We start from the raw sequence: 16948 nt of genomic DNA on the forward strand, positions 1-16948 counted from the left end.
TCCCGCCAACGTGGGCCCATTAATCCAAGGAGATCACCGTGAAGAAGTCCAACAAGATTGCCGCCGCTGCCGCCGCCGGAGCTTTGCTGCTGACCGGAGGGCTGACCGTTGCAGCTAATGCCGGGACCAGCCAAGTGGCCGCCCCTGCCGCCGCCCCTGCTGCGGTACCCGCCGTCGACATCCCGCAGGCGCCGGAAACCGTCGTGGCGCAGAACCGCATCACCGTGGGCGCCTCTTCCGAAGCAGTCCGGGCAGCCCTCGCCAAATGCCAGGCGGACAGGCTGCCTTTCGTTACGGTGGCCCTGGTGGACAGGTTCGGCACCGTCCAGGCACTCCTGCGCGGGGACAATGCCGCCGAACACACAATCGAAGCAGCCAAGCAGAAGGCCTACACCGCGGCTGCGTTCGGTGCGCCGACGAGCGAGCTGGCCAAGCGCGTCAACGGCAACGGGCCCAGCATTGCGGACCTCCCCGGCACCCTGTTCCTCGCCGGTGGCGTCCCGCTTAAGGTGAACGGTGTGTCCGTGGCAGGGATCGGAGTGGGCGGCGCCCCCGACGGCACTCTGGACGAGGCCTGCGCCACCGCCGGCGCCGAGGCTATCGCCGCGCTGGCAGCCAGCCCGGCCAAGTAGGCTCGGCTCCATGAGACGGTTCAGGACCTGGCGCCGGGCACGCAGGGCCGCGGCGGTACTCGCGCTCGCGGCTGGGGTTGCATTGTGCCTGGCCGCCTGCCAGGCGGGTCCCGGTGAGCCGCAGCGGCTGGAGTCGCCGCCGTCGTACGTCCTGGTCAACCCGGGCAGCCCGCAACCGTCCGGACCGTCCACACCGGCAGCCACCACGGCGCCAGTGCTGCCCGGCGAAGCGCAGGCACAGCTTGACCAGGAACTGGTCGCCGCCGCGAAGGCGAACAACGTGGCGCTGGTGGGTGAACTCATCGGCCGCGGCGGCAATGTGAACGCCAAGGACGCCATCCAGGATTCAGCGTTCCTCTATGCCGGGGCCGAGGGATTCAACGACGTTCTCCAGCTGACGCTGGCGGCCGGAGCGGACGTTGCCAGCACCAACCGGTATGGCGGAACCGCGCTGATTCCCGCGAGCGAGCACGGCCACGTGGAGACGGTCCGCATCCTCCTGGCTGCCAGGGTGCCCGTGAACCATGTGAACAACCTGGGCTGGACCGCCATGCAGGAGAGCATCCTGCTCAACAACGGCGGGCCCCGGCAGCAGGACGTAGTCCGGCTGCTGTTGGAGGCCGGCGGGGACCCGAACATCAGGGATCCCCAGGGACGGACCGCCCTGGAGAACGCCGAACGCCTGGGCTTTGTGGAGATCGCCAACCTGATTCGGGCAGGCTAGCCCCCCTAAATCCAACGCGGGGTCAGATTTGGCCCGATAATCTGATCTGCAAGGGCGTAATGTGACCCCGCGTTGCTTCTTAGACGGCCTCGAGGACGCTGACGTAGTTGGCGATGCCAACGCCACCCATGTTCTGCACCGCAGCCCGACGCGGGTTGGCCAGCTGCATCGCTCCGGCCGTGCCGGTGAGCTGCATGGCGGCGATGACGTGCTGGGAGACACCGGTGGCGCCGACGGGGTGGCCCTTGGCCTTCAGCCCGCCGGAGACGTTGACCGGCAGCTTGCCGTCCTTGAAGACCCAGCCTTCCTCGATGGCGCGGGCGCCCTGGCCCGGCTCGGTCAGTCCCATGGCCTCGTACATCAGCAGCTCGGCGATGGTGAAGCAGTCGTGGACCTCAGCGAAGTCCAGGTCTTCAAGCCCGACGCCGGCCATCCCCAGCGCGCGCTGCCAGGACACCCGGGTGGCGGCGAAGGCGGTGGGGTCCCGCCGTTCGGCCGGAAAGAAGTCGTTCGCGTGGCCAAAACCGGCGAGCCTTACCGGCTGAGCCGCTCCGCCGGTCGGTGAGCCGGAGAGTACAACGGCGGCGGCGCCGTCGGACACGGGGGAGCAGTCGGTGCGACGCAGGGGATCGGCCACCATGGGGTTCTTGTCTGAAATGGTGCGGCAGAACTCCTCGCCGAGGTCCTTGCGGAGCTGGGCGTAGGGGTTGTCCACGCCGTTGCGGTGGTTCTTGGCCGCGATGGAGCCAAGCACGTCGCCCAGCTTTCCGTCGCCGCGGCCATAGCGCTTGTCGTAGTGCTTGGCGACGTCCGCGAACAGGCCTGTAAAGCCGGTGGTAGACGTCTGGCCGGCCATGTCGTAGTCAGCGCCCAGCAGGGCGGCCCCCACAACGTCGGCACCGGCGTGGGTCATTTTCTCTGCGCCGATCACCAGGACGGTTTTGGCAGTACCGGCCAACAGGGCTTTAGTACCCTGCTGGAACGCCGCCGAGCCGGAGGCGCAGGCGTTCTCCACCCGGGTGGCCGCGACGTTGGCCAGGTCCGGCGAGACCTGCAGCGCCAGGGACGACGGGAAGGCCAGCGGCATCATGCCGGAGTTGAACTGGCCCAGGTAGATCTCGTCGATCTGGCCAGCCTCGATCCCGGCGTTGCTGATGGCTTCGGTGGCCACCTGGACGATCAGGGACTCTAGGGTCTCGTCGGTGAGCTTGCCGAACCGGCTGTGACCCCAGCCGGCGAGCAGGACATCCTTGCCAAACTGTTCCTTCAGGCTCATGCCGTGGCTCCTTCCAGTGTTGCTTCGTTCAGTGCCGCGTCCAAGGCGACGGTGAACGCGGCGTCGGTCTTTTCACGGATTTCCTCCACGGTGACCCCCAGCGCAAGGCGGGTCAGCGTGAGCTGCCGTCCGCCGTCGTCGTCCGCTTCTTGTTCGGTCTTCACGATGTCAAAAACCGCGAGGTCGCTGATGATCCGGTCCACGCACCGCAGGCCCGTGAGCGGCAGGGTGCATTCGGTGACGATCTTCGCCGTGCCGTCCTTGGCGTTGTGCTCGGTCAGGACCAGCACGCGCGGCGTTCCGGCAACGAGGTCCATGGCGCCACCCATGCCCTTGACCATTCTTCCGGGGATGGTCCAGTTGGCGAGGTCGCCGTTGCCGGAGACCTGCATGGCGCCCAGGATGGCCACCTTGACGTGGCCGCCGCGGATCATCCCGAACGATGTGGCGGAATCGAAGATGCTGCCGCCGGGCAGGACCGTGACGGTCTGCTTGCCGGCGTTGATGAGGTCGGCGTCTTCCTCGCCCTCATAGGGGAACGGGCCCATGCCGAGCAGTCCGTTTTCGCTCTGCAGGATCACGCGGACGCCGTCGGGCAGGTTGTTGGCCACCAGCGTGGGGATGCCGATGCCCAGGTTCACGTAGTCGCCGTCGTTCAGTTCCTCGGCCGCGATGGCAGCCATTTCATCCCTGGTCCAGGCCATGGGTTCTCCTTGGGGTTCAAAGTTTTGTGGGGCTTAAGTGTTCGTTCGCGCTGCGGATTGGTTCAGGCTGTAGCCGTTCAGGCGGAGACTGGTGCCGCTCCCCGGGTGCGGACGGTGCGCTGTTCGATGTCCTTCACCCGGCCGCTCGCCTGGACCAGGTGCTGGACGTACACGCCCGGCGTGATGATTTGGTTCGGATCCAGGGCGCCCGCCTCCACGATGACTTCAGCTTCGGCGATGGTCACCAGGCCTGCGGTGGCCACCACGGGGTTGAAGTTCCGGGCCGTGAAGCGGTAGATCAGGTTCCCCTCCGTGTCCGCGGTGTGCGCGTGGACCAGTGCGACGTCGGCGCGGATGGCGCGCTCCTGGACGTACGTTTCGCCGTCGAACTCTGCCAGCGGTTTTCCTTCCGCGACCAGCGTCCCCACGCCGGTCTTGGTGTAGAAGGCGGGGATGCCGGCGCCGCCGGCGCGGAGGCGCTCGGCCAGGGTGCCCTGCGGCGTGAACTCCACCTCAAGCAGGCCCGCGAGGTACTGCTCGGCGAAGAGTTTGTTCTCGCCGACATACGATGCGATCACTTTGCGGACCTGGCCGGCTTCGATCAGCACACCCAGGCCCTTGCCGTCCACGCCCATGTTGTTCGACACGACGGTCAGATCACGCACGCCGGAATCGCGCACGGCCTCGATGAGGTCGGCCGGGATGCCGCTCAGGCCAAAGCCGCCGACGGCGAGCGTCATGCCGTCCCGGATCACTTCGGCCAGGGCAGCGGCGGCGTTGGATTTCAGTTTGGACATTCCGTCTCCTCGTCATCGAGCGTGCAGAGCCGTTCGGGGTATCCACTTTGTGGACATATGGCCTGATGAAGGAGCTTAGGGCGCTCGCGAAAGCTGGTCAACGGCGTGATCCGCCCAGCAGGGAATATATTTCACAGCGTGGACGCTAAGCTTGGAGGTGTCCACATTGTGGAGGATTTCTTGAAATTTGGTGAGTGGAATGACAAATCCAGTCCAAGGGGCGCAAGTGGTGGGGCGCGTCGCCTCACTGCTCCGGCTTGTCGGCCGGAAGCCCGAGGGCAGCTCGATTTCCGGGCTGGTCCGGGAGTCGGGGCTGACCCGTCCCACCGTCCACCGGCTCCTGGCCTCCCTTGCCGCGGAGGGCCTTCTGGACCACGATACCCACAGCGGAAACTGGATCCTGGGCCCGGAGATTTTCCTGCTGGGATCAGTGGCGGCGGCCCGCTTCCCGTTCGAGGACCTGGCGCGGCCAAGCCTTCGCCGGCTGGCGGAGGAGACCGGTGAGAGCGCCTTCTATTCCATCCGCAGGGGCCAGGAGACGGTCTGTGTGCTGCGGGAAGAGGGAAGCTTCCCGGTACGCTCCTTTGTGCTGCATGAGGGAGTCCGTTTTCCGCTGGGCGTGGCCTCGGCCGGGACTGCGATCATGGCGTTCCTCCCGGACGAGGAACAGGACGCCATCCTGTCCGGCTGGGACGGGCACGCCGGCGGTTTCGCAGCAGGCCACAGCCTGGATGTGCTCCGCCGGAATCTGGAACGGACCCGGCTGCATGGCTTTGCCGTGAATCCCGGCCTGGTGCTTGAAGGCAGCTGGGGCATGGGGGCTGCCGTGTTCGACCAGCTGGGCAGGCCGGTCGGCGCCCTTTCGCTCACCGGCATCGAACCCCGGTTCCGGCCGGAACGGCAGGAGCTCCTGGGTAAGCTGCTGATGGAGGAAGCCCACCGGATGACCAACAAACTGGGTGGCAGATAGTCCCGGGTTGCCGCCGCTGACCAGAAGTACCTCGGCTCAGCCTATTTCCACCAGGTATCGAAGATGGTGACAGGCACGGTGCGCTTGTGGCGCGTGCGGAGGTACTTCTGCTCGATCAGCTCAGCGGCCGCTTCCGGAATCTCCCGGCCTTCCAGGTAATCGTCGATCTGGTCATAGGTCAGGCCCAGTTCGTCCTCGTCGGTACGTCCGGGCTTGCCGTCCAGGAGGTCGGCGGTGGGTACTTTTTCCCAGACGCGGGCAGGGGCGCCCAGCTCGGCGAGCAGTTCACGGTTCTGGCGCTTGTTGAGGCCGAACAGCGGCAGGATGTCCGCGCCGCCGTCGCCGAATTTCGTGAAGAACCCGGTGACGGACTCTGCGCCGTGGTCGGTGCCGATCACCAGGTAGTTGTGCTCCCCGGCCAACGCGTACTGCGCGATCATCCGCGTGCGGGCCTTGGTGTTTCCCTTGTGGAAATCGGAGATGCCGTTGCCCACCGTTTTCTCGAATTCGTCCTCGAAGCCATCCACGGCGGCGGAGATGTTGAAGGTCCATTCCGTCTTGGCCTGGATGAAGTCCAGGGCGGCCTGGGCGTCGTCTTCGTCGTGCTGGATGCCATAGGGAAGGCGGACCGCGACGAAGTTGGCCTCCACCCCCTCGGCTTCAAGCTCTTCCACGGCCAGCTGGGCCAGCCTTCCGGCGAGGGAGGAATCCAGCCCGCCCGAGATGCCCAGGACAAAGCCCTTCGTGTGGGTTGCCCGGAGGTAATCCTTCAGAAAATCCACCCGCTTACGCACCTCCCCGAAGGGGTCGATCCGGGGCTGCACGCCCATTTCTTCGATGATGGTGGCCTGGAGTTCGCGCATGTGATCCAGCCTAGTCAGCGCTGTCAACAACGCTCAACTGTGTCCACCTGAACCTCGCACCGTTGAGCGCGAACGGACACTTGGGCACCCGAGCGCGAACGGACACTTCGGGCCCGGGACTACCGCGTTCCGGGTGCCGCTCCGGTTGAACCGCGGACGGTCAGGTGCGTGGGCATCAGCGACCGGCTGCGGCTGCCACCGCCTGCCAGCGGGTTGAGCTGGGCCAGGAGCATGGACACGGCCACCCGGCCGGCCTGTTCGATCGGCGATGTCATGGTGGTCAGCGGGGGATTGCAGAAGTCCGCGCCAAAGATGTCGTCGCAGCCCACCACGCTGATGTCCTCCGGCACCCGGATGCCGCGTTCGCGCAGCCGCTGGAGCATGCCGATGGCGATGAGGTCGTTGAAGGCAATACAGGCGGTGACGCCGGAGTGCACGGCAGCGTCGGCTGCGGCGGCACCCGATTGTGTCTTGGGGGCGAACGGACCAAGCCTGCGCACGTCCACGCCGCGTTCCTCGGCGGCGGCCGCCAGTGCCGCCCAGCGAAGAGCGCTGGACTGGGACGTGAGGGGGCCGGCCATGTAGGCGACGCGCGTGTGGCCGAGGGAAATCAGATGGTCCAGGGCCTGGCTGGTGGCGGACGGCGTGTCGATCACGACGGCGGGAACGCCAGCTACGTCGCGGTTGACGGCCACCAGGGGAATCTTAGCGGCCGCGGCCACCAGCGACTCATCAGTGAGCCTGGACGCGGCGACGATGATTCCGTCGGCGCTCTTGCGCAGCTGCTCCATGGTGGAGGCCTCCACTTCGTCGGACTCTTCAGTGTCCACGAGCAGCTGGGTGTAGCCGGCAGCCTTGAGCTGCAGCTGGGTGCCCCGGATGAGGTCAAAATAAAAGGGATTGGTGATGTCAGGCACCAGGACGCCGACGGCGCCGGTACGGCCGGAGCTCAGGGCCTTCGCCTGGCTGTTCGGCGTGTAGTTCAGTTCGGCGGCTGCCGCTTCGATGCGGGCGCGCGTACGGATGTTTACCCGGTCCGGAGTGGAAAGTGCGCGGGACACGGTGGAGGCGGCCACGCCGCAGATCGCGGCGATGTCGTGGATGGTGGCAGGGCGGTCGGTTCCGGCTGCTTGCATCGCCATGGCGCGCTCCTCACTGAACGGGATGACAGGGGCTTGTGACGGTTGCCACAGCCCTGTAGCTCCTAGATTGCCACAACATGCAATCAGTTGGCAATCGGTTGTCATTGACAGTTGACGTGTCTAGACTTAGGACAGCACTTTTTGTGAACTGAGTCACCCGCGCGCCGGAGCGGCACCAAGGCTGTCCCGTCGCGGGCATACCCAAGGAGATTCCCGTGACCGAAGCAACAAGCGAAGCAACTACTACGGCCTGGCAGCTCTCAGGATTCGGCGATGAAGTGGATCCGGACCCCGCTGTCCAGGCCGCCGTCCTGCTGGCGCTGGGCGCGAGCTACATTGAAGTACGCAGCGCCTGGGGTGTCAATGTCTCCGAGCTGACGCCGGGGCAGGTGTCTGAACTCAAAGACATCCTGGACGCCAAGGGCCTGAAGGTCTCCGCCGTGGCCAGCCCAATCGGCAAGGTGGACATCAGCCTGCCCGTGGAGCACGAGGTGGAACGCCTCCGCCAGATCATCTCCGTGGCCAAGGGATTGGATACCAAGTACATCCGGATCTTCTCCTTCTACCGGAGTGAAACCCAGACGCCGGAAGAAATCCGCGACGACGTCATTACGCGCATGCGGGCACTGGCCGCTGAAGCCGTGAACGCCGGCGTCGTACTCCTGCACGAGAACGAAAAGGACATCTACGGCGATACGCCGCAGCGCGTCCTGGACATTATGGAGTCCGTCGACTCTCCCGCGCTGCGCGTCGCCTGGGACAACGCCAACTTCGTCCAGGTTGGCGTCCGGCCCTACACGGACGGTTACGCCATGCTCCGCCCCTACCTCGAGTACCTCCAGGTCAAGGACGCCATCATGGCCACGGGCGAGGTTGTGCCGTCCGGCCAGGGCGACGGCGAACTGGACGCCACCATTGCCGCCCTGAAGGCGGACGGTTATGCAGGCTTTGCCTCGCTGGAGCCGCACCTCGCCAGCCACCACGAACTGGGTGGCTTCTCCGGGGCGGCTGCCTTCGGCACGGCTGCGCGCGCCTTCGCGGTCCTTGCCGCCAAGAACGGAATCGAACTTTCGTGACCGACCTCAAGGCCGCAGTTATTGGCTGCGGTGATGTGTCGGCAGTGCACTTTGAGGCCATCGCAAAGCTCGACGGCGCGCGGCTGGCCGGGGTCTGTGACTCAGAACCCGGCCGCCTTGCGGCTGCCGTGGCCGCCTACGGCGTCCCGGGTTTCCCTGATCACCTCAGCCTGATCGAGGCCATCGGCCCGGATGTTGTGCACATTACGACGCCGCACAACACGCATGCCTCCATCGCGGCGGACTGCCTTGGGCGGGGCGTGAACGTCATTGTGGAAAAGCCGCTCGCGCATACGCTCGAAGAGGGCCGTCGGCTGGTGGAGGCTGCCAAGGCGTCGACTGCCAAGATCGCCGTCTGTTTCCAGAACCGCTACAACGCCACCGCGCAGGCCATGCATGCCCTGCTTTCTTCCGGCGAACTGGGCGCCGTAGTGGGGGCTTCGGCCACGGTGCTGTGGCACCGCGACGCCGACTACTACCGCAGCCGGCCGTGGCGCGGCACGTGGGCAGGTGGCGGCGGCGGGCTCATGATGAACCAGGCCATCCACACTGTTGACCTGCTGCAGTGGCTGGTGGGCGACGTCGTTTCGTTGTCCGGCAACGCGGCCACCAGGTTCCTGGGCGAAACCATCGAGGTGGAGGACACCGCGGAGTTTGTTGCCCTGCACGCCAACGGTGCGCGCAGCGCCTTCTACGCAACGCTGGCCAATGCCGCGAACGCGCCGGTCACCCTGGATATTGTCACGGAAAAAGCGACTCTCAGTCTTCGTGGAGACTTGACGGTCACTTATGCGGAGGGCCGCGTGGACGTGGTCCCCGAGCGTGTGGTGGAGTCCGGCGGGCGTACCTACTGGGGCGTCTCGCACGAGCTGCTCATTACTGATTTCTATGCCCGCCTCGGCGACTCGGGTCCGTTCCGGATCAACCCTGAAGAGGCCGAGAAATCCCTGAAAATCGTCAAGGAGATTTACCGCCAGAGCTACCCGGACGCGCCGGAGAAAGTCTCCTGAGCTGCTCACGGCAACCGGTTGAAGGCGGTTAGAACGTTTCACTCACAGCGATTTTCACCTAGATTGCAGCAATATTGACAATCGGTTGCCAAAATTGGCAATCATGCGTAGTCTGAATCTCGAAGGCCGGTGTGGCTCACGCCACACCGGCCCAATCGCAACTCTCACGTTCCACAGATTCAGGAGCCAACAATGAAGTTAGGTCCCAAGGCGGCAGCTGCCGCCATTACCGTCAGCGCAGCGCTGGCACTGACAGCCTGCGGCGGCGGCGCTACGGGTGGCGCCGGTACGGCAGCAGCCAAGACAACGTCCCTGACATTGGGCGCCGTTCAGGAAATCCGTTCCTGGGACCCGGCACAGGCCCATGTGGGCCACTTCCTCCAGCCCTACCAGGCAGCGTACGACTCCCTGATTCTGCGGGAACCGGACGGCAAGCTCAGCCCCATGCTGGCTACGGAGTGGAAGTACAACGACACCAACACCAAACTCACCGTGGACCTCCGCACGGACGTGACCTTCAGCGATGGCGCCAAGTTCGACGCCGAAGCGGCCAAGGCAAACCTGGACCACTTCAAGACGGCCAACGGCCCGCAGATGGCACAGTTGACTGCCGTCTCCGACGTCAAGGTTGTTGACGCCGACACCATCGAACTGAACCTTAAGAGCCCGGATCCCTCGCTTGAGTTCTACCTCAGCCAGGCTGCCGGCCTGATGGGCAGCCCGAAGGCGCTGGGTACCGAAGGTATCAAGACCGAGCCCGTGGGCAGCGGCCCGTATGTTATGGACAAGGCCGCCACAGTGAAGGACTCGCAGTCGGTGTTCACCGCCCGAAAGGACTACTGGAACAAGGACCTCCAGAAGTTCGAGAAGGTTACCTTCAAGACGCTGATTGACCTGACCGCCCGCACCAACGCCCTGGTTTCGGGACAGGTTGACGCCACGCTGCTGGACCCCAAGACCGGCAAGCAGGCCGACGGCGCCAAGATGAAGCTGGTCTCCACCGAGGTGGACTGGCAGGGTCTCCTGCTGATGGACCGCGACGGTACCAAGAACCCCGCGCTGGGGAACGTCAAGGTCCGCCAGGCCATCAACTACGCCTTTGACCGCAAGACGATCGTGGACCAGGTCCTGATGGGCCAGGGCGCCCCGACCTCGCAGCCGTTCGGCAAGGCCAGCGGAGCCTGGACCGAGAATCTGGAGAACTACTACAGCTACGATCCGGCCAAGGCCAAGGCGCTCCTGAAGGAAGCCGGCTACGAAACCGGCGTGGTCCTCGACGTCCCGGCTGTCCCGGGCTTCGAAACCCAGCTCGCGGTGGTCAAACAGCAGTTGTCCGATATCGGGATCACCCTGAACGTCGGCGCCGCGATCACCAACACCTACACCACGGACATTTCAGCGCAGAAGTTCACCGCCATCTTCTTCTCGCTTTTCCAGGGTGAGCCGTGGGTGGCCACCAACCAGATCGTCTCCACGAAGGCTCTCTACAACCCGTTCAAGAACACCACTCCCGAGCTTCAGGCCAAGATCGACGCCGTCGAGCATGGTGGCAAGGACGCGGGGACGCTGGCCCAGGAAGTCAATAAGTACGTGGTGGAGCAGGCGTGGTTCGCCCCGTTGTACCGGGTCAACCAGATGTACTACCACAACTCCAAGATCACCGTGGAACCGCAGGTCCAGCAGGCCGTTCCATCGATCTACAACTACTCGCCCGCCAAGTAGCCCACCAAGAATTACCGGGCACGTAGCCACACAAATTCAGGCGCAGGTCCGGCAGCCCATCAGGAAACGGTGGGCTGCCGGGCCCGGCAGCCAATCCATGCCAGTTCAATGGAGCCAGCAATGATCACTTTCATTCTCAAACGCCTCGGCAGCGGACTCGTCGTTCTGTTCGCCGTCTCGATCCTCGTTTTTTCCCTGCTTTACGTATCGAGCGGCAGTATTGCGCGGAACATCCTGGGCGACCAGGCAACACCGGAGCAGCTGGCCGTGAAGGAAGCCGAACTGGGGCTGGACCAGTCCATCATCGCGCGTTACATCAGTTGGCTCACCCACGCACTAAGCGGGGACCTGGGCACATCGTGGTTCACCTCGGAGCCCGTCGCCAACGCGCTGGCCACCCGCATCCCGGTCACGATGACCATGGTCTTTACGGCCATGCTCCTGATCTCCGTGATCGCCACGCTTATCGGCGTTGCGGCCGCGGTAAAGCGCGGTTGGGTGGACAGGATCGTCCAGATCGGTGCCATCATCGGCGATTCTGTCCCCGGCTTTGTCATCGGCATCATCCTGGTGACAATTCTTGCTATCCAGATGGGCATGTTCCCCGCCACCAGTACCATTTCGCCCGGTGTCGGCGCGGACGCCTGGGTACTTTCCCTGACCCTTCCGGTGATCGCACTGCTGATCAACGGCGTCACCGGAGGCGCGCAGCAGATCCGCAGCGCCGTCATCAAGCAGCTCGAACGCGATTACGTCCGCACCCTGCGCAGCCGCGGCATCGGTGAGCGCGAGGTCCTGTTCAAGCATGTCCTTCGGAGCGCCGCTCCGGCTGGGCTGACCGTGCTCAGCCTCCAGCTGATCGGCATGCTGGGCGGCGTGGTCATCATCGAGCAGATCTTTGCCCTTCCAGGTATGGGGCCGCTCGCCGTAGCTGCCACCGGCCAAAGTGACCAGCCTGTAGTCATGGGCGTTGTAATGTACACCGTCGTCGTTGTGATCGTGGTCAACCTCATTGTTGACCTGCTCAACGGCTGGCTTAACCCGAAGGTGCGTGTCTCGTGACCGAGTCCGTCGAATCCTCAGCCCTGACGCCGGCCCCCGTCACGTCGGGCCAGACCGGAACCGTTGTCCGGTCAACAGTCTTCAAGCGACTGCTGAAGAATCCTCTTGGCATCATCGCCATCGTTATCCTGCTGGCGATGGCCTTCATGGCCGTATTTGCCGACGCCCTGGCCCCGTTCGAAGAGAACTTCGCCAACATTTCCAAGACCCTCGCCGCGCCGGACTCTGTCAACATTCTCGGCACCGACAGCTCGGGACGTGATGTCTGGAGCAGACTGCTGTTCGGGGCACAGCTGACACTGAGCTCGGCGCTGCTGTGCGCCGCCGTCGCCATTGCCATCGGCCTGCCGGCAGGCCTGATCGCCGGCTACTACGCCGGCAAGTTCGAAGCGGCCTCCAACTGGGTTGTCAGCATCCTGATGAGCCTTCCGGGCCTTATCGTCCTGCTGACCATCCGGGCCGCGTTCGGCCCTTCGGTCTGGATTGCCATGATCGCCTTCGGCGTCCTGATCAGCCCTTCCTACTTCCGGCTGACCCGGTCGGCGGTGCAGTCGGTCCGCAACGAACTCTATGTGGATGCTGCGCGGGTCTCGGGGCTCTCCGATTTCAGCATCATCGTCCGCCATATCTTCTCCGTGGTACGCGCCCCGATCATCATTCAGACGGCCGCGATCGCAGGCGTAGCCATCGCCATCCAGTCCGGGCTCGAGTTCCTCGGGCTGGGCGATCCGGCGAAGGCCACCTGGGGCGTCATGCTCAGCGAAGGCTTCAAGAACGTCTACCTCACCCCGACCCTGCTCTTCTGGCCTGCGTTTGCCATGGCGCTGACCATCGGCGCCCTGGTCCTGTTGGGCAACGCCCTCCGTGACGCACTCGAAGACGGCGAGAAGATCAAGCACCGCAGGCAGAAAGCCCATCAGGCCGAAGACGCGGCCGCAGCCAGCGCCGCCAAGGCGGCGCGCAAGACCATTGCGGCCGTCGAGGCCGGAACCGAACACCACCTCGTCAAGGTGACCAACCTCGGCGTCGGCTACCCCCAGGCCGACGGATCCATCAAGAAGGTGGTGGATGACGTCTCCTTCCACGTTGACCGCGGCGAAATCCTCGGCATCGTGGGCGAGTCCGGGTCGGGTAAATCCCAGACGGCCTTCTCCATCCTGGGCCTGCTGCCGGACACCGCACGCATCGTGGGCGGCGCCATCCAGTTCGATGGCAACTACACTGTCGCGCCGGGCGATGACAAGGTCAACCAGGGCCGCCTCTCCAAGCTGCGCGGCAAGCGGATTTCCTACATCCCGCAGGAACCCATGAGCAACCTGGACCCGGCCTTCACTATCGGCTACCAGCTGGTCACGCCCATGATGCGCGTCCTGGGAATCTCAAAGGCAGAGGCCACCAAGAGAGCCATGAAGCTCCTCACCGACGTCGGCATCGTCAGCCCGGAGCGCACCTTCAAGGCCTACCCCCACGAGGTATCTGGCGGCATGGCCCAACGTGTGCTCATTGCCGGCGCCATCAGCTGCGAACCGGACCTCATCATTGCCGATGAGCCCACCACGGCACTGGACGTTACGGTACAGGCCGATGTGCTGGACCTCATCCGCGACCTCCAGCGCCGGCTCGGCGTCGGCGTCATCCTGGTGACCCACAACTTCGGCGTTGTGGCTGACCTCTGCGACCGTGTTGTGGTCATGCAGAACGGCCGGCTGGTGGAGGAAGGCCCCGTGCGGGAGATCCTGCGCGAACCGAAGGAACGCTATACCCAGACTCTGTTGGCTTCGATGCTGGAAGGCAAAAAACCGATGACCATGCTGGTTTCAGCTGCTTCGTCTTCAACTGCGTCATCAAGTGCTAAGGAGAATGTCCTGTGACGGAAACTGCAGCCTCAAGCGCCGCGGTATCAGCCCCGGCACGCGCAGAACTCCTTCGCGTGGAAAACCTGGTGGTCGAGTACCCCGGCAAAGGATTCCGTGCACGGAAATTCCGCGCCCTGACCGACATTAATATCAGCATCGGCCAGGGTGAGACCTTGGGCCTGGTGGGCGAATCAGGGTCGGGTAAGACCACCCTGGGCCGGTCTGTACTGGGTCTCGCGCCGGTGAGCGGCGGCAAGATCACCTTCGAAGGCCAGGACATCAGCCACGCCACCCGCAAGCAGCGGCGCGTCCTCAGCCGTGACATGCAAGTGGTCTTCCAGGATCCCTACACGTCACTGAACCCCGCCCTGGAAATCGGCGACATTCTGGCCGAACCCCTGGGCGTGCAGGGCATGGAGCAGGCAGCAGCAAAGAAGCGCGTGAAGGAACTCCTGGACCAGGTTGGCCTCCCGTCGGACGCCATCCACCGGCTTCCGCGCGAGTTCAGCGGCGGCCAGCGCCAGCGCGTGGCGATTGCCCGCGCCTTGGCACTGTCTCCCAAGCTCATCGTCTGTGATGAGCCGGTCAGCGCACTTGACCTCTCCACCCAGGCCCGCGTCCTGGATCTCTTCCTGCAGATCCAGAAGGACACGGGCGTCTCCTACCTGTTTGTCTCCCATGACCTTGACGTGGTCCGCCACATCAGCCACCGTGTAGCCGTGATGTACCGTGGAGAAATCGTGGAGCAGGGGCCCGCAGAGATCGTCACGCGCAACCCCGAGCACCCCTACACGCAGCGGTTGCTGCTCGCTTCCCCGGTGCCGGATCCGGACCGCCAGGAGAAGCGCCGTGCCGACCGTCACCGGCTGCTCGAAGAACAGCGCCAGCAGAACGAGCAGGCCGCTGTCCTTGCCTAGGGCTGGTGCCCGAACTAACGCAACAGCAACAACAATGGAGGAATAACGTGGCCAAAATTGGCGTACAGGCAATGATGCTGAAGGACAGCTTCACCGAAATCGGGGCGTTCGAAACGCTCCGCAAGGTCAGCGACATCGGCTACAACGCCGTCGAGATCTCCCAGATCCCGATGACGCCGGAAAACGTCGCTGAACTGGACCGGTCCCGCAGCGAGCTGGGCATGGACATCGCAGCCCTTTCCGTGGCCATGGAGACCCCCAAGGGCCGGCCCGGCGATTCCCTGGCGGAGCACTTTGACAAGATCGTGGATGACGCAAAGAGCCTGGACTCGAAGTTGCTGCGGATCGGTATGCTGCCGTTCGAGGCGATGACGTCCATCGGCGCGGTGATTGACTTCGCCAAGCAGGCCAACGAGTATGCCGAGCGCCTTCAGGAGCAGGGCCTGGGGCTGTACTACCACAACCACCACATCGAGTTCGCGAAGTTCGACGGCAAATACATGCTGGACATCATTGCGGAGAACTCCCCGGCCATGGGCATGGAAATCGACGTGCACTGGGTCCAGCGCGGCGGCCTGGACCCGGTCCGCACGCTGGAAAAGTACGCCGGCCGCACGGCCATGGTCCATCTGAAGGACTACCGGATAGGCCAAATGCCGGAGTCGGCCATGGGTCTGCTGGATTCCGGCGACTTTATGGGCTTCATGGCCGAGTTCAAGAATGTTGTCCAGTTCGCCGAAGTGGGCGAAGGCAACCTGGACTTCGCATCCATCATCCCAGCCGCGCAGGCTGCCGGCGCGCAGTACCTGCTGGTGGAGCAGGATGAACTCTATGGCCGCACGGTCTGGGAAGCGCTGCAGACCTCCTACGACAACCTGGTGGCCCTGGGCCAGTCCGAACTCTTCTAGCCGGACCGATTTCCACAATCTTTTCGACAAGCTCAACCAACGGAAAAGGATAAACAACTGTGAGCAAGAAAGTACGCCTCGGCATCATCGGCCTGGGCCAGCAGGGCGGCGCTTACGCCAAGTTCATCACCGACGGCATGGTCCCCAACATGGTGATCGGAGCCATCTGCGACACCGACCCGGCCAAGAAGGAGATTGCCTCCGCCACATACCCCGACGCTCCCTTCTATGACGACTACATCGCCATGCTGGAAAGCGGCGACGTTGACGCCGTCGTGACCTGCGTGCCGCACTTCCTGCACCCGGAAATGGGCATCGAGACCCTGAAGCGCAACATCCACGCGCTGGTGGAGAAACCGGCCGGCGTCTACACCAAGCAGGTCAAGGAACTGAACGAGTTCGCTGCCAGCAAGCCGGAACTCTCCTTCGGCATCATGTTCAACCAGCGCAACAACCCGCTGTACAAGAAGCTCAAAGAGATTGTGGAAAACGGCGAGATCGGCAAGATCCGCCGCAGCAACTGGATCATCACCAACTGGTGGCGTCCGCAGGGTTACTACAACTCCAGCGAATGGCGCGCGACGTGGGGCGGCGAAGGCGGAGGCGTCCTGGTCAACCAGGCCCCGCACCAGCTGGACCTGTGGCAGTGGATCTGCGGCGTCCCGAAGTCCGTCTACTCCAAGGTTTCCTTCGGCTTCCGCCGCGACATCGCCGTCGAAGATGAAGTGACCGCGGTGGTTGACTACGGAGACGGCGTTACCGGCGTTTTTGTCACCGCCACGCACGACCTGACCGGAACCGACCGCTTCGAAATCCTGGGGGACCAGGGCAAGATCGTCGTCGAAGGCAGCAAGACCGCCACGGTCACACGTCTGCACAAGCCCGAGCGCGAACTCAGCGACGGCATGGACATGGACGATGTCCGCAAGCTCTTTATGGGCCAGCTGAACCCGGAGCAGTACTACACCACCGAGGTCATCGAGTTCGAGTCCGTCTGGGGCGGACAGCACGCAGGCGTCCTGGAGAACTTCGCCGCCAACATCCTGGACGGCACGCCGCTGCTCGCTCCGGGCTCGGACGGCATCAACGGCGTCCGCCTGGCCAACGCCATCCACCTCTCCGCATGGACCGGCAAGGAAGTTGGACTGGACTTCGACGAGAACGAGTTCCTCGCCGAGCTCAACAAGCGCATCGCCGAAGAGGGCAAGTTCCCCCAGCGCGCCTAACCTCCTGAGTGAGTAGCGGGGCTGAGTAGCAGCTGTGGCCGTTTTGGACCATCAAAACGGCCG

At 64.3% G+C, this 16948-nt stretch carries 16 protein-coding genes; 11 read left to right on the forward strand and 5 right to left on the reverse strand.

Annotated elements, in window-relative coordinates; genetic code table 11:
* The first annotated feature begins 38 nt into the window (after nt 1–38).
* Nucleotides 39–632 carry a heme-binding protein gene (locus FYJ92_RS02185; RefSeq protein ID WP_185262414.1) on the forward strand — a complete coding sequence of 198 codons (594 nt, stop codon included), beginning with the start codon at nt 39–41 and terminating at the stop codon, nt 630–632.
* A gap of 10 nt (nt 633–642) precedes the next feature.
* Entirely contained in the window at nt 643–1356 is a 714-nt protein-coding gene (locus tag FYJ92_RS18890) for an ankyrin repeat domain-containing protein (protein WP_255482259.1), read from the forward strand.
* 79 nt (nt 1357–1435) lie between these two features.
* On the opposite strand, the gene FYJ92_RS02195 is transcribed toward FYJ92_RS18890, so the two are convergent.
* The 3 genes from FYJ92_RS02195 to FYJ92_RS02205 all read right to left on the reverse strand — a co-directional run bounded on the left by FYJ92_RS02195 (nt 1436) and on the right by FYJ92_RS02205 (nt 4133).
* On the reverse strand, nt 1436–2632 hold the full coding sequence (locus FYJ92_RS02195) for an acetyl-CoA acetyltransferase (RefSeq protein ID WP_185262415.1): 1197 nt from the start codon (nt 2630–2632) through the stop codon (nt 1436–1438).
* Complete coding sequence (locus FYJ92_RS02200; protein WP_185262416.1) at nt 2629–3336, reverse strand: CoA transferase subunit B; 708 nt, start codon at nt 3334–3336, stop codon at nt 2629–2631. The genes FYJ92_RS02195 and FYJ92_RS02200 overlap by 4 nt, the downstream gene beginning before the upstream one ends.
* A gap of 77 nt (nt 3337–3413) precedes the next feature.
* The gene (locus FYJ92_RS02205; protein ID WP_185262417.1) at nt 3414–4133 is read right to left on the reverse strand and encodes a CoA transferase subunit A; all 720 of its coding nucleotides are present in this window, start codon (nt 4131–4133) and stop codon (nt 3414–3416) included.
* Nucleotides 4134–4332: 199 nt separating this feature from the next.
* On the opposite strand from FYJ92_RS02205, the gene FYJ92_RS02210 reads away from it, so the two are divergent.
* Nucleotides 4333–5103 (forward strand): IclR family transcriptional regulator, encoded by a 771-nt coding sequence (locus FYJ92_RS02210; RefSeq protein WP_185262418.1) that lies wholly within the window; start codon nt 4333–4335, stop codon nt 5101–5103.
* Between the two features lie 41 nt (nt 5104–5144).
* Here the strand turns inward: FYJ92_RS02210 and nadE are convergent, their stop codons facing one another.
* Both nadE and FYJ92_RS02220 read right to left on the reverse strand, forming a co-directional pair.
* Nucleotides 5145–5966, reverse strand: coding sequence for an ammonia-dependent NAD(+) synthetase (gene nadE / locus FYJ92_RS02215; RefSeq protein ID WP_185262419.1), 822 nt, complete (start codon nt 5964–5966; stop codon nt 5145–5147).
* A gap of 119 nt (nt 5967–6085) precedes the next feature.
* Nucleotides 6086–7102 (reverse strand): LacI family DNA-binding transcriptional regulator, encoded by a 1017-nt coding sequence (locus FYJ92_RS02220; protein WP_185263625.1) that lies wholly within the window; start codon nt 7100–7102, stop codon nt 6086–6088.
* A gap of 221 nt (nt 7103–7323) precedes the next feature.
* Here FYJ92_RS02220 and FYJ92_RS02225 point away from each other — a divergent pair, with 221 nt between their 5' ends.
* The 8 genes from FYJ92_RS02225 (at nt 7324) to FYJ92_RS02260 (ending at nt 16885) form a co-directional block, all read left to right on the forward strand.
* Entirely contained in the window at nt 7324–8184 is an 861-nt protein-coding gene (locus tag FYJ92_RS02225) for a sugar phosphate isomerase/epimerase (RefSeq protein WP_185262420.1), read from the forward strand.
* Nucleotides 8181–9194 (forward strand): Gfo/Idh/MocA family protein, encoded by a 1014-nt coding sequence (locus FYJ92_RS02230; RefSeq protein ID WP_185262421.1) that lies wholly within the window; start codon nt 8181–8183, stop codon nt 9192–9194. The genes FYJ92_RS02225 and FYJ92_RS02230 overlap by 4 nt, the downstream gene beginning before the upstream one ends.
* 192 nt (nt 9195–9386) lie before the next feature.
* On the forward strand, nt 9387–10916 hold the full coding sequence (locus FYJ92_RS02235; RefSeq protein WP_185262422.1) for an ABC transporter substrate-binding protein: 1530 nt from the start codon (nt 9387–9389) through the stop codon (nt 10914–10916).
* Between the two features lie 120 nt (nt 10917–11036).
* The gene (locus FYJ92_RS02240) at nt 11037–11978 is read left to right on the forward strand and encodes an ABC transporter permease (protein ID WP_185262423.1); all 942 of its coding nucleotides are present in this window, start codon (nt 11037–11039) and stop codon (nt 11976–11978) included.
* On the forward strand, nt 11975–13849 hold the full coding sequence (locus FYJ92_RS02245; RefSeq protein WP_185262424.1) for a dipeptide/oligopeptide/nickel ABC transporter permease/ATP-binding protein: 1875 nt from the start codon (nt 11975–11977) through the stop codon (nt 13847–13849). The genes FYJ92_RS02240 and FYJ92_RS02245 overlap by 4 nt, the downstream gene beginning before the upstream one ends.
* Nucleotides 13846–14751 (forward strand): ATP-binding cassette domain-containing protein, encoded by a 906-nt coding sequence (locus FYJ92_RS02250; protein WP_185262425.1) that lies wholly within the window; start codon nt 13846–13848, stop codon nt 14749–14751. The genes FYJ92_RS02245 and FYJ92_RS02250 overlap by 4 nt, the downstream gene beginning before the upstream one ends.
* 47 nt (nt 14752–14798) lie before the next feature.
* On the forward strand, nt 14799–15659 hold the full coding sequence (locus FYJ92_RS02255; RefSeq protein ID WP_255482260.1) for a sugar phosphate isomerase/epimerase: 861 nt from the start codon (nt 14799–14801) through the stop codon (nt 15657–15659).
* A 59-nt stretch (nt 15660–15718) separates the two neighbouring features.
* The gene (locus tag FYJ92_RS02260) at nt 15719–16885 is read left to right on the forward strand and encodes a Gfo/Idh/MocA family protein (protein ID WP_185262426.1); all 1167 of its coding nucleotides are present in this window, start codon (nt 15719–15721) and stop codon (nt 16883–16885) included.
* Nucleotides 16886–16948: the final 63 nt, after the last annotated feature.

Source organism: Pseudarthrobacter sp. NBSH8 (genome assembly GCF_014217545.1).
GTDB lineage: Bacteria > Actinomycetota > Actinomycetes > Actinomycetales > Micrococcaceae > Arthrobacter.

Bases quoted from the DNA above. Each gene is read 5' to 3' on its own strand.
- FYJ92_RS02205 (WP_185262417.1), bottom strand. From the start codon at position 4,133: ATGTCCAAACTGAAATCCAACGCCGCCGCTGCCCTGGCCGAAGTGATC.
- FYJ92_RS18890 (WP_255482259.1), top strand. From the start codon at position 643: ATGAGACGGTTCAGGACCTGGCGCCGGGCACGCAGGGCCGCGGCGGTA.
- nadE (WP_185262419.1), bottom strand. From the start codon at position 5,966: ATGCGCGAACTCCAGGCCACCATCATCGAAGAAATGGGCGTGCAGCCC.
- FYJ92_RS02240 (WP_185262423.1), top strand. From the start codon at position 11,037: ATGATCACTTTCATTCTCAAACGCCTCGGCAGCGGACTCGTCGTTCTG.
- FYJ92_RS02210 (WP_185262418.1), top strand. From the start codon at position 4,333: ATGACAAATCCAGTCCAAGGGGCGCAAGTGGTGGGGCGCGTCGCCTCA.
- FYJ92_RS02195 (WP_185262415.1), bottom strand. From the start codon at position 2,632: ATGAGCCTGAAGGAACAGTTTGGCAAGGATGTCCTGCTCGCCGGCTGG.
- FYJ92_RS02235 (WP_185262422.1), top strand. From the start codon at position 9,387: ATGAAGTTAGGTCCCAAGGCGGCAGCTGCCGCCATTACCGTCAGCGCA.
- FYJ92_RS02220 (WP_185263625.1), bottom strand. From the start codon at position 7,102: ATGCAAGCAGCCGGAACCGACCGCCCTGCCACCATCCACGACATCGCC.
- FYJ92_RS02200 (WP_185262416.1), bottom strand. From the start codon at position 3,336: ATGGCCTGGACCAGGGATGAAATGGCTGCCATCGCGGCCGAGGAACTG.